This window comes from Zhihengliuella salsuginis (assembly GCF_014651715.1).
Taxonomy (GTDB): Bacteria; Actinomycetota; Actinomycetes; order Actinomycetales; family Micrococcaceae; genus Zhihengliuella; species Zhihengliuella salsuginis.
The window spans coordinates 1-11,882 of sequence record NZ_BMXK01000004.1; the positions used below are offsets into that span (position 1 = coordinate 1).

The 11,882-nt window shown below is 72.0% G+C and carries 12 protein-coding genes; 5 read left to right on the forward strand and 7 right to left on the reverse strand.

Annotated elements, in window-relative coordinates; genetic code table 11:
* Nucleotides 1-63: 63 nt before the first annotated feature.
* The 3 genes from mnmA to IE069_RS04935 form a co-directional block, all read right to left on the reverse strand.
* Nucleotides 64-1,209: a tRNA 2-thiouridine(34) synthase MnmA gene (mnmA, locus tag IE069_RS04925; RefSeq protein ID WP_189349020.1), complete on the reverse strand. Its 1,146-nt coding sequence runs from the start codon at nt 1,207-1,209 to the stop codon at nt 64-66.
* The gene (locus tag IE069_RS04930; RefSeq protein WP_268245172.1) at nt 1,206-2,444 is read right to left on the reverse strand and encodes a cysteine desulfurase family protein; all 1,239 of its coding nucleotides are present in this window, start codon (nt 2,442-2,444) and stop codon (nt 1,206-1,208) included. The genes mnmA and IE069_RS04930 overlap by 4 nt, the downstream gene beginning before the upstream one ends.
* A 100-nt stretch (nt 2,445-2,544) precedes the next feature.
* Complete coding sequence (locus IE069_RS04935) at nt 2,545-3,360, reverse strand: hypothetical protein (protein WP_189349021.1); 816 nt, start codon at nt 3,358-3,360, stop codon at nt 2,545-2,547.
* A gap of 108 nt (nt 3,361-3,468) precedes the next feature.
* On the opposite strand from IE069_RS04935, the gene folP reads away from it, so the two are divergent.
* The 5 genes from folP (at nt 3,469) to IE069_RS04960 (ending at nt 7,413) form a co-directional block, all read left to right on the forward strand.
* Nucleotides 3,469-4,392, forward strand: a complete 924-nt coding sequence (folP, locus tag IE069_RS04940) for a dihydropteroate synthase (RefSeq protein ID WP_189349250.1) — start codon at nt 3,469-3,471, stop codon at nt 4,390-4,392.
* Between the two features lie 9 nt (nt 4,393-4,401).
* Nucleotides 4,402-5,112: a pyrimidine reductase family protein gene (locus IE069_RS04945; protein WP_189349022.1), complete on the forward strand. Its 711-nt coding sequence runs from the start codon at nt 4,402-4,404 to the stop codon at nt 5,110-5,112.
* Between the two features lie 177 nt (nt 5,113-5,289).
* The gene (locus IE069_RS04950; RefSeq protein WP_189349023.1) at nt 5,290-6,231 is read left to right on the forward strand and encodes a J domain-containing protein; all 942 of its coding nucleotides are present in this window, start codon (nt 5,290-5,292) and stop codon (nt 6,229-6,231) included.
* Between the two features lie 25 nt (nt 6,232-6,256).
* A complete protein-coding gene (locus IE069_RS04955) occupies nt 6,257-6,730 on the forward strand; it encodes a tRNA (cytidine(34)-2'-O)-methyltransferase (protein WP_189349024.1) in 474 nt (157 codons plus the stop codon).
* A gap of 122 nt (nt 6,731-6,852) precedes the next feature.
* Nucleotides 6,853-7,413, forward strand: coding sequence for an anti-sigma factor (locus IE069_RS04960; RefSeq protein WP_189349025.1), 561 nt, complete (start codon nt 6,853-6,855; stop codon nt 7,411-7,413).
* Nucleotides 7,414-7,473: 60 nt separating this feature from the next.
* On the opposite strand, the gene IE069_RS04965 is transcribed toward IE069_RS04960, so the two are convergent.
* From IE069_RS04965 to IE069_RS04980, 4 genes are all read right to left on the reverse strand, one after another.
* Entirely contained in the window at nt 7,474-8,238 is a 765-nt protein-coding gene (locus IE069_RS04965) for a PIG-L deacetylase family protein (RefSeq protein WP_229790963.1), read from the reverse strand.
* Entirely contained in the window at nt 8,235-9,188 is a 954-nt protein-coding gene (locus tag IE069_RS04970) for an electron transfer flavoprotein subunit alpha/FixB family protein (RefSeq protein WP_189349026.1), read from the reverse strand. The genes IE069_RS04965 and IE069_RS04970 overlap by 4 nt, the downstream gene beginning before the upstream one ends.
* An 18-nt stretch (nt 9,189-9,206) precedes the next feature.
* On the reverse strand, nt 9,207-10,019 hold the full coding sequence (locus IE069_RS04975; RefSeq protein WP_229790964.1) for an electron transfer flavoprotein subunit beta/FixA family protein: 813 nt from the start codon (nt 10,017-10,019) through the stop codon (nt 9,207-9,209).
* A gap of 177 nt (nt 10,020-10,196) precedes the next feature.
* On the reverse strand, nt 10,197-11,801 hold the full coding sequence (locus tag IE069_RS04980) for a S1C family serine protease (RefSeq protein WP_189349027.1): 1,605 nt from the start codon (nt 11,799-11,801) through the stop codon (nt 10,197-10,199).
* Nucleotides 11,802-11,882 lie beyond the last annotated feature (81 nt).

Sequence of the window (11,882 nt, forward strand, 5' to 3'; positions counted from 1 at the left end):
TAATGTCCCAGCAGCAAAGTCCAGCAGACGCGCCTTAAACCCTGCGATTAGTTCAGCAGTCTCCTAGGAGACGGCGGCCGGATCCCAGTCCCGGCTGCGGGCCGAGTTGATCGTGGCCTGGCCGAGGACCCGCGTCCCCTGGTAGAGCACCATCGTCTGCCCCGGGGCGACACCCTTGAGCGGCCCGTCGAGGTCGACCACGAGCTCGGTCGCGACGTCGTCGTCGTCCGTCTCCGCGGTGACGAACGCCCGCGCGGGCACCGGGTCGGCGTGGGCGCGGACCTGGACCATGCACTCGAACTCGTCGCCGGCCTCGGCCGCCGGCAGCGGCAGGCCCGCCCAGCTGATCTTGATGCCGCGCAGCCGGTCCACCTCGAGCAGGTCCTGGGGGCCGACGACGACCTTGTTCTCCTTGGGCCGGATCTCGAGGACGAACCGCGGCTTGCCGTCGTCGGCGGGCTTGCCGATCTTGAGGCCGCGCCGCTGTCCGACGGTGAACGCGTTCGCGCCCGGGTGCTTGCCGAGATCGTTGCCCTTGTGGTCGACGATGTCGCCCTCGGTCATCTCGATGCGCTCCTCGAGCCAGCCGCGGGTGTCGCCGTCGGGGATGAAGCAGATGTCGTGGCTGTCCGGCTTGTTCGCGACCGTGAAGCCGCGTTCGGCCGCCTCGGCGCGGACCTCCGCCTTCGACGGCGTCTCCGCCAGCGGGAAGTAGGAGTGCTTGAGCTGCTCGTGGGTCAGGACGCCGAGGACGTAGGACTGGTCCTTCGCCCAGTCGGCGGCGCGGTGCAGCTCGCGGGAGCCGTCGGCGTGCTCGATCACCTTGGCGTAGTGCCCGGTGCAGACGGCGTCGAATCCGAGCGCGAGCGCCTTCTCCAGCAGCGCGGCGAACTTGATGCGCTCGTTGCAGCGCATGCAGGGGTTCGGGGTGCGTCCGGCCGCGTACTCGGCGACGAAGTCGTCGACGACGTCCTCCTTGAACCGCTCGGAGAAGTCCCAGACGTAGTACGGGATCCCCAGCTGGTCCGCGGCCCGCCACGCGTCGTTGGAGTCCTCCACGGTGCAGCAGCCGCGGCTGCCTGTGCGCAGGGTCCCGGGCATGCGGGAGAGCGCGAGGTGGACGCCCACGACGTCGTGCCCCGCATCGACCGCGCGCGCCGCGGCGACCGCCGAGTCGACGCCGCCGCTCATTGCTGCCAAGACCTTCATGTGTTCAATCCCGTTCCTGCTGTCTGGATGCTGCTCTCCTTGCCGGCCATGCCCGCTTTCTTCGCGCGGGCGCAGGCGTCGCCGATCGCGGCGACGAGTACGTCAACGTCGGCCGGCGTCGTCGTATGCCCGAGCGTGAACCGCTGCGCCCCGCGCGCCTGCTCCTCGGTGCGCCCCATGGCGAGGAGCACGTGGCTCGGCCGCGGCACGCCGGCGGTGCACGCGCTGCCCGTCGAGGATTGCACGCCGAGCATGTCCAGGACGAACAGGAGCGAGTCCCCCTCGCACCCCGGGAAGGTGAAGTGCGCGTTTCCCGGCAGCCGCGCGCCGGCGTGCTCCGGGTCGGACGGACCGGAGAGCTCCGCGTCCGGCGCGGCCTGCGCGACGCCGTCGATCAGCCGGTCGCGCAGCCCCGCCAGCCGCTCGGCCTCGGCGTGCAGGCGCCCGACGGCGTCGACCGCCGCCGCGCCGAAGGCCGCCGCCGCCGCCGCGTTCAGCGTGCCCGAACGCATGGCGCGCTCGTGGCCGCCGCCGTGGATCACGGGCGTCAGCACGACGTCGCGGCGCACGAAGAGGGCGCCGATGCCGACGGGGCCGCCGATCTTGTGGCCGCTGACGGCCATGGTCGCCAGCCCCGTGGCGGCGAAGTCGACGTCCAGTGCGGTGAACGCCTGCACGGCGTCGCTGTGCACCGGGATGGAGAATTCGGCGGCGAGCCGCACGACGTCGGCGACCGGCTGGACGGTTCCGACCTCGTTGTTCGCCCACATGCAGGTCACCAGCGCCACGGAGTCGGGGTCCGCCTCGAGCTCGCGGCGCAGCCAGTCCAGGTCGACGCGGCCCCGGGTGTCGACGGGGATCCAGCGCGCCTCGGCGCCCTCGTGCGCCTCGAGCCACTCGACGGCGTCGATGACCGCGTGGTGCTCCACGCTGGAGGCGAAGATCTTGACCCGGCGGGCATCCGCGTCGCGGCGGGACCAGAACAGCCCCTTGACCGCCAGGTTGTCCGCCTCCGTGCCGCCGGACGTGAAGACGACCTCGGTCGGATGGGCTCCGGCGGCGGCGGCGAGCGCCTCGCGGGCGTTCTCGACCACGCGGTGGGCGCGGCGCCCCGCCCCGTGCAGGGAGGACGGGTTCCCGGTGCGGGCGAGCTCGGCCGTCATCGCCTCCAGCGCGGCGGGCGACATCGGGGTCGTCGCCGCGTGGTCCAGGTAGACGGGCGCGGAAGTTCTCACGGGTACTGCTGACACCTCGGGCGGGTAGGCGGATTCGGCAGTTCCATTCTAGCCCCGCCGCCCCGCACGGCACCGGGGCCGGACGGCAGGCCCGTCCGGCCTAGCCGTCGAGTTCCCCGCCCTCGAGCGCGATCGGCGGCTCGGGCAGCACGTTGACGGTGTCCCCGAACTCGTCGAGCCGTGTCGACGGTTCGACGGCGAGCGCCTCGAAGCCGGCATCGTGCCCGGTCGCAGCGGAGACGACGGTCGCGATCAGCTCGGCGCTGCCGCCGATGAGCGTCGAGTCCTCGTAGAGCTCGGTGGACACGAACCAGCTGCGGTCCTCGGGCCAGGCCAGGTCCGGGGCGCGGCGTTCGCGGCTGCGTTCGGACTCGGCCCAGACGGGTTCGCGCAGGTCCTCGAGTGTGCCGGAGAACACCCAGTAGTCCTGGTAACCTCCGTCGCCGAGGGTCAGCACGTCCTCCCGTTCGGAGGCGCTCAGGGCGACCTTGGCGCCGTCGTTCTCGCCGGCGGCGAACGCGTACCCCGTCCACAGGGCGAGGTAGACCGGGGCGGCGCCCGTGTGCCCGGCGATGACATCGACCAGCGCGGCCAGGTCCGTCATCGGCAGTCCGTCGGCGCGGGGCGGGTCGCCCTCCCAGGCGTCCTCGGCGAGCGCGAAGCCGGACTCGTCGACGGCGGCGAGGTTGGCGAACTGCGCGGCCGGGTGCAGGCGTGCCGAGCGGGAGGCCGCGATGGCGGACCAGCGCACGGGGCGGCCGTCGAAGTCGACGGCGGGGTGGAAGAGGCGCGCGTAGGCTTCGAAGGCCCCGGGCAGCTGCGATGCGGCGGTGGGGTGGTCTTCGGGCTGGGCGGTGGAGGAGCGGGCGCCGGCGATCCAGGCTCCGGCCGCCGATCCGGCGAATTCAAGTGGCATTGGACCAGCCTAGATCCTCGGGTGGGCGCGCCGCACGCGCTCGAGGGCCATCCGGCCGCGCGACCTGATAGTAATGGGGTGATCAACCACAAGGAGCTGAGCCGCGCCATGTTCGAGCCGGAACTGGTTCACCCCGTGCATCGCTTTGCGCACCGGAGCATCGATTTCTCCCGCCGCATCGCCGTCATGGCCATCATCAACCGCACCCCCGACAGCTTCTACGACGCCGGAGCGAACTTCGCGCTCGAGGCGGCCGTGCGCTCGGCGCGCGACGCGGTCGAGGCCGGCGCCGACTGGGTCGACATCGGCGGGGTCCCGTTCGCCCCGGGCCCGCCGCTGGGCGCGGCCGAGGAGGCGGAACGGATCGTCCCGGTGATCCGCGCGGTGCGCGAGGCGTCCGACGTGGTCGTCTCCGCGGACACGTTCCTGCCCGAGGTCGCCGAGGCCGCCATCGACGCGGGCGCGGACGTCATCAACGACACCACCGGCCTCGCCTACCCGGGGCTGGCCAGCGTGGTGGCCGAAGCCGGGGTCCACCTCGTGCTCACCCACTCGCTCGCCGCGCCGCGCACCGACTACGCGCGGCCCGTCTACGACGACGTCGTCTCCGAGGTCGCCGACTTCCTGCGCCGCAAGGTCGACGTCGCCCTGGCCGCGGGGGTCGCGCCCGAGAAGATCGTCGTCGACCCCGGGCACGACCTGAACAAGAACACCCTGCACACGCTGGAGATCACGCGCCGGTTCAGCGAGATCGCCTCGCTCGGCTACCCGGCGCTCGCGGCGGTGTCCAACAAGGACTTCATCGGCGAGGCGCTGGATCTGGAGAAGCAGGAGCGCACGCCCGGCTCCCTCGCCGCCGCGACGATGTGCGCCATGAACGGCGCCCGGATCGTCCGCATGCACAACGTCCGCGAATCCGTGCAGGCGATGCGGCTCGTCGAGACGGCGATGGGCTGGCGCGAGCCGGCCTACCTCAAGCACAACATGTCGGACGCCAACGAGCCCGCCCACGGCCAGCCGGCCGAATCCTAGGAGCACCCCGTGCAGCAGAGCACCCTGAGCGACACCGACATCCTGGCCGCGTACGAGCCGCCGCCCGGGACGTTCGTCCGGTTCAACTTCGTCTCGACCCTGGACGGTGCGGCGACCCACGACGGCGTCTCCGGCGCCATCGGCGGGCCGGCCGACAAGCGGGCCTTCGCGCTGCAGCGCCGCTGGGCCGACGTCGTGCTGATCGGCGCCGGCACCATCCGGGCCGAGGGCTACGCCGGCGAACTCGTCGACGCGGCCGGGCAGCGGTGGCGGACCGCGCGCGGCCTGGCCGCGCACCCGGCGATCGCCGTGGTGAGCGGGAGCCTGGGGCTGGAGCCGGACTCGGAATTCTTCACCCGGGCACCCGTCCGACCCCTCCTGCTGACGACCGACGCCGCCGCGAACGATCCGGCGAAGGCGCCCCTGGCCGAGGTGGCCGACGTCGTGGCCCTGGGCGAATCGGTGCAGCCGCGGGCGGTGACGGAGTACCTCGCCGGCCGCGGACTGCGCGTCATCCACTCGGAGGGCGGGCCGCGCCTGCTGGGCTCGTTCATCGCCGCCGACGCCGTCGACTCGCTCTGCCTGACCCTCTCCCCCGTGCTCGCCGGCTCGGACGCGCCGCGCATCTCCTCGGGACCCGCGGGTGATCTGCGGCGGATGCGGCTGGAGCGGATCCTGCACGAGGACGGCGAGCTGCTGCTCGAGTACCGCCGCCCGTAGGCGTACCGCGCGGCCGTGTTCTCCCAGCGCTGATCCGCGCCTGGCGCACGGGGCGGGCCGGACACATGTGCGAAACTGTCCCCGTGGGGCGGGGTGGCCCGAGAGAGGGCGGCGACACGGCCGCCCGGAGAAATCATCTTCCGTCGGCGGCCGGCCGGCGGCATGGGGAGGTAGCCGGTGGCCGAGAGACGAACCCACTACGAGGTTCTCGGCGTCCCGCAGAACGCCACGCACGACGAGATCAAGACCGCGTACCGGCGGGCCGCGCGCCGGACCCACCCGGACCACGGCGGCGACGCCGACGAGTTCCGCCGCGTCTCCCTCGCCTACGAGACCCTCGGCGACCCGGCCGCGCGCAGCTCCTACGACCGCAACTACGGCGGCCTCTCCGGATCCTCGACCGGCACGACGACGTCGCCCCCGTCCGCTGCCACGCCCGCCTCGGGCTTCACCGCCGGCGCCCACGGGAGCAGCGGGACGTCCCGGGCGACCCGTACCCCGACCTACGTCCCCGCCTACCAGGACGGGGTCGTCCCGCCGCTGGGGCGCGAGCTCGCCGAGCAGCGCGTGCACGGCACGCCCCGCAAGCGGGGCCTGTTCAGCGCGCACGCCCGCCTGCAGCGCGAGGCGCAGACGATCTCCCTGATCAGCAACCAGGTCCTCTCCGTCCTGCCGGCGGCCCGCCTCGTCAACGGCATCCACTCGCCCGGCGACCGCGGGTTCGTCGACCACGCGCTCCTGGCCGGCTACCGGCTCGCCCTCGTGGATTCGATGCTGCTGCCCGAGGGCATCTACCGGTGGGACGGGCAGACGCTGTTCCGCGACGGCAAGCCGATCAGGCCCCCGCGCCTGTCCCCCGCCGTGAGCAAGATGCAGGAGCTGCTGATGCCGGAGGTGAACGTGACCGGATGGACCGTGATCCACTCCCCCAACGGCAACCTGCACGAACCCGTGATCGACTACGCGCGCGGCGCCGAGCCGTCGTCGTCCTCCTCCCTCACGCACGTGGTCAACTCCGCGAACCTCGTGCGCGAGCTGAAGATGTTCCTCGGCACGGGCCCGACCCCGAACGTCGTCAACGTCCCCGTGCTGGGCCGCCTGCTGGGCGGGATGTACTGACCGCAGCCGGGCTATGATGGCAGGCGTGTTTCGCATCCTCTTCCACACGCCAGAGATCCCGGGCAACACGGGCAACGCCATCCGCCTCGCGGCCGTCACCGGCTCCGAGCTGCACCTGGTCGAGCCCCTCGGGTTCGATTTCGAGGACTCCAAGCTGCGCCGGGCCGGGCTGGACTACCACGACCTCGCGCACGTCACGGTGCATCCCGATCTGGAGGCGGCCTTCGGCGCGCTGCTGCCCGCCCGCGTCTTCGCCTTCACCGCCGAGGGCGGCACCCTCTACTCGGACGTCGCCTACGAGCCCGGCGACGTGCTGATGTTCGGTCCGGAGTCCGTGGGGCTCCCCGCCGAGGTCAAGGCCGACCAGCGGGTGGACTCGCTCGTGAAGCTCCCCATGATGGCCTCGCGCCGGTCGATGAACCTGGCGAACACGGCATCCGTCGCGGTCTTCGAGGCCTGGAAGCAGCACGGCTTCGCCGGCTCCGGCCCCCGGGCCTGATGTCCGAATCTCCGGGACCGCGCCCACCGCGCCTGCCGGGTGTTCACAGTTTCGTCCCCTAGAGTTGAAAGTAACGGACCGATAACGGACCACCTGAGCACGAAACGGAACGGATGAACAGAATGCGCGAACGTCCCCTGCACGGCGATGCGGATCGGGACCTGGCGGACGATGGGGACAACGACCTCGGCCTGGGCCTCGTCGACGAAGTGGCCACGACCCGGCACCGCGGGCGGTCGGCACCCGTCAAACGTGCGGCCCTCTTCGCGATCGCGGCCGCGGTCCTGATCGCGGGCGTCCTCGCGATCGTCGTCGCCCTGATGCCGCGGGACATCGTCGGCGAGGTCCGCGACGCCTCCGACGTCGTCACCCGGGCCACGGAGTACGAGGCCGGCGGCACCGCCTCGCTGTCCGTCTCGGACGAGGCCGATGCCGGCTTCGTCGAGCTCTCCGGGCTCCCGGCCCCCGAAGGGGGTCTGGTCTACCAGGCGTGGGTGGTCGACGCGAACACGGGCAACCACAGCCCGCTCGAGCCCTTCGAACCGGGCGCTGAGGACCCCGCCGTCGGGTTCACAGGCCTGAACGACGTCGCCGAGGTCGACATCACGGTCGAGCCCGTCGGCGAGGCCGGCGTCCCGACGAGCGAACCGGTCCTGTCCCTGCCGGTCTCCCCGGCCGAGTAGCGGCCGCACGCGAGAGGGGGCGCCACCGCGGTCCGCGGTGACGCCCCCTCTCGCGTCGAGCTAGAAGCCGGCGATCGTGTCGGGCCCGTTGACCTCGACGACGTGGAACGCCTCGGCGAGCCGGCCCGGTTCCAGACCGCCCTCGCGGCCCTTGGTCTCGAGCTGGGTCCGCACGTAGTCCTCCATGCGCCCGACGTCCGGGTGCTGGCTGAGGTGCTGCCGCAGGGCGGACACCTTCGCCGCGAACTGCCCGGTGATGTCGACCCAGTGGTTCTCCCGGCTCCGCGGCCCGGCGTACAGCCACAGGTGGCTGAGCTTGAACGCCTCCAGGCCGCCCTCGGCCAGGTGCGGGTAGGAGTACGGGTTCTCGACGGCCGGGTACACGGCCCGCGTGACGGCCTCGCCGCACGCCAGATGGTCCGGGTGGGAGCGCTGCAGGCGCTCCCAGTCGCGCTCGGGGTGCATCGCCAGCACGACGTCGGGGCGCACCTCGCGGATCAGCGCCACCACCTGCTCCACCACCTCGTGCGACGGTTCGAGATAGCCGTCCCGGTGGCCGAGGAAGTGCACGGTGTCCACGCCCACGAGGGCCGCGGCGTCCTGCTGCTCCCGCCGGCGCATCTCGACGATGGAGTCGCGGTGGTCGGGATCGAAACCGCCGGCATCGCCGTCGGTCATCAGGCAGTACTGCACCTCGACGCCGGCCGCCGTCCAGGTCGCGACCGTTCCGGCGGCGCCGAAGTCGAGGTCGTCCGGGTGCGCGGCGAAGCACAGCACCCGGCTCACGGCGTCCGGCGCGGCCGCTCCCGTGCCGTTCGGGCTCACGCCTTGCGTCGCTTGATCTCCTCGGCGGCCTGCGGCAGGATCTCGGTCAGGTCGCCGACGATTCCGAGGTCGGCGATCTCGAAGATCGGCGCGTCCGGGTCGGAGTTCACGGCGACGATCGTCTGGGCGGTCTGCATGCCGGCCTTGTGCTGGACGGCCCCGGAGATGCCGACTGCGATGTAGAGCTGCGGCGACACGGTCTTGCCCGTCTGGCCGACCTGGTAGGAGTGCTCGATCCAGCCGGCGTCGGTCGCGGCGCGGGAGGCCCCGACGGCCGCGCCGAGCGCATCGGCGAGCTGCTCGACCGGGCCGAAATCGCCCTCGACTCCGCGGCCGCCGGAGACGACGACCCGGGCGTCGGCCAGTTCCGGGCGCCCCGAGGCGGGCTTGGCCTCGGTACGCTCGACCGTCGCGGTCGGGCCGGCTTCCGGAGCCTCGATCCGGCGGACCTCGGCCGTGCCGTCCCCCGGTGCGGCCGGCTCGACGCTGTTGGCCTTGACGGTCGCGATCGCGACGGCCGTCTTCGCACGGACCCGGGTCGTGTAGGCACCGGCGAGCACGGACTTGGTGAAGTCCCCGCCGTCCACGGCGACGACGTCGGTGACGACACCGGCGCCGAGCTTGATGCCGAGGCGGGCGGCGACCTCTTTGGAGTCCCCCGCGTTGGTCAGCAGGACCAGGTCGGCACCCGACTCCGCGGCAGCGGCCGCGGCGAAGGCCGCCGGGCCGGCCGCCAGCTGGGCGGACACGTCGCTCGCCGGGACCAGGACGGTGGTGGCACCGAAGCGGCCCAGGGAGGCGGCGACGTCGTCCTCCACGGGCGCCGAGACGGCGACGACGACGGAACCGGCGGAGCGCCCGGCGGCGATCGTCAGCAGTTCGCGCTCCGCCTTGCCGGGTCCCTCGGCCGACAGCGAACGCGCATCAAGGTAAACCAGTGTGGTGCTCATGTGTATCTCCCGAGGTGGCTAAAGCAGCTTGCGGTCGGCGAGGAAGTCGGCCAGCTTGACTCCGGCGTCGCCCTGATCGGTGATGACGGTGCCGGCGGTGCGCGCCGGGCGGGCCTCGCTCGAGGCGACCTCGGTCCAGGAGCCGGCGGCCCCCACCTGGTCGGCGCCGAGCCCCAGCTCGGCCAGGGACAGCGGCGTCGTCTTCTTCTTCTTGGCGCCGATGATGCCCTTGAAGTTCGGGTAGCGCGGCTCCTCGAACTGGTCCGTCACGGACACGAGGGCCGGCAGCGGTGCGCGCACGTACTGGGTCTCGGTGTCGCCGTCGCGGCGCGCGACGATGTCGCCCCCGTCCAGGGAGACCTCGGAGACGAGAGTGACCTGCGGCAGCCCCAGGCGCTCGGCGAGCTGGGACGGCACCAGGGAGGTCTCCCCGTCGGTCGAGGACATCCCGGTGAAGACGAGGTCGAACCCGCCCTCGTGGCGGATGGCCTCGGCGAGCGCCAGCGACGTGGCGGCGGCGTCGGAGCCGGCCAGCGCATCGTCGTTGAGGTGCACGCCGCGGGTCGCGCCCATTTGCAGCGATTTCTTCACAGCGTTCGATGCTGCGGCGGGGCCCATCGTCAGAACGGTGACCTCGTGGCCGGCCTTGGCGCCGCCGTGGGCCTCGATCAACTGCAGCGCGGCTTCCACCGCGTATTCGTCGAGCTCGGACAGGATGCTGTCGCTGCGGTCCAGCCGCGGGCTTTCCCCGGTCAGGTGCCGGTCAAATTGGGCGTCGGGCACGTACTTGACCAGTACCAGTACCTTCAGCTGCGCCGGTGCGTCGCTCATGAGTGCCTTTCAGTCGAAACCTGCCGGTGGGAGCCGCTTTCGCCGCGGCCCGCCACCGGCTCTGGCCGTGGGGACTGTCCGCCGCGACCCGGGTAGGTCGCAGCAAGTTGATCACCATGCTAGCGGGAGAATCGCAATTCAGTTAGTCATCGATAACTGGTTTCCAGCCGATGACTCTCAGTTACCGGGGCTCTCGCCGACTGTTACGTCAGCGGTCGCCTCGCGTCCGTCCCGGATGTAGTGGATCGTCGCGTCGTCGCCACTCGCGTACTCGCGGATCACCGCGGTCAGCGAGAGGCTGTCGTCGACGTTCCGGTCGTCGACACCCGTGATGATATCGCCGGAGCGCAGGCCCGCATCCTCCGCGGGTGAGCCCTCGCTGACCTCGCGCACGACGGCCCCGACGCTGAACGACGACGCGTTCTCGCCCTCGCCCGCCGGCTGCGCCTGCACGGTGACGCCGAGGAGCCCGTGACTCGCAGTGCCGTCGGCGATGAGGTCTTCGGCGATGCGCTTGGCGTAGTCGATCGGGATGGCGAATCCGACGCCGATGCTGCCGCTGTCCTCACCGCTCGTCGCGCCGCTGCCGCCGGAGGCGATAGCGACGTTGACTCCGATGATCTCGCCGTTCACGTTGACGAGGGCGCCGCCCGAATTTCCGTGGTTGATCGCTGCATCGGTCTGGATGACGTTGACGTGGATGGAGCCGGCGTTGCCGTTCTGCCGCTCCTGACCCGGGAACTGGAAGTTGAACTGGTCGCCGCCCTCGCTCTCCTCCTGCCCCTCGGCGGGCGTGTCGGGGACGGCGGAGGACTGGATGCTGATGGTCCGGTTCAGCGTGGAGACGATGCCGTCGGTCACGGTCCCGCTCAGGCCGAGCGGCGCGCCGATCGCGACAGCGGTGTCGCCGACGTTCAGCTCGCCGGAGCTGCCGAGCTCGGCCGGTGTCAGGTTCGCGGCGTCGATCTTGATGACGGCGAGGTCCGAGAGCGGGTCGGTGCCGACGATCTGCGCCTGGTGCACCTGGCCGTCTGCGGTCCGCACGCTCAGGTTCGGGTCCGCCGTCTCGCCTCCGAGGGTGACGACGTGGGTGTTCGTCAGGATGTGGCCGGCGTCGTCCAGGATGATGCCCGACCCGGAACCGCCGGCGCCCGAGGACGACGCCTCGATGGTGACGACGCTCGGCGATGCCTTGGCCGCCGCGGCGCTGACGGCCGTGACGTTCTCCGGGTTGTTGATGACGAGGGACTCCCCCGCGCCCTGCGGCGACACCTGCGAGGTGGAACCCGACGTCAGGAAGTAGTTGGCGCCGATCGCGGAGCCGGCTCCGACCACGGCCGCAAGGAGCATTCCGCCCACGAGCGTGGCGGTGCCGAAGCGGCGCGTCTTCCGGTGAGAACGCGGCGGCGGCACGGGCGCGCCGTAGAAGGTGTGCCCGTCGCCGGACTGCCCGTACTGGTAGGGGCCGGAGTAGGGCGTCGGCTGGTCGGGCGCCTCGTCGCCGGCGCCCGGCTGCGGAGCCCGGGCAGTCGGGGCCGTCTGGGCGAACTGACCGTAGCGCGGCTGCTCCGTCGTCGGCTGCTCCGTGGTCTGCTGGGCGTCCGGGCGGGCGATGGGGGCGGTCGCCGGATCTTCGGCAGGCCGGGGTGCCGGCTCGTCCGGGCGGGCGGCGCCCGTGGGCGGCGTCTGCGGCCGCGGCGGGACGGCGCCCTGCTCCGCGTCCGTTGGCGCCGGATCGGTCGCGTCGTGCTTGGGCGTCTCAGAGCCGTTCGTGTCGCTCATGGCGTTGTGTCCTTTCGTCCGTCCTGTTGCTCTCAACTATGACGGGGTGCCCTGTGTTCCCTTCCAGCCTGCCCTATGTGT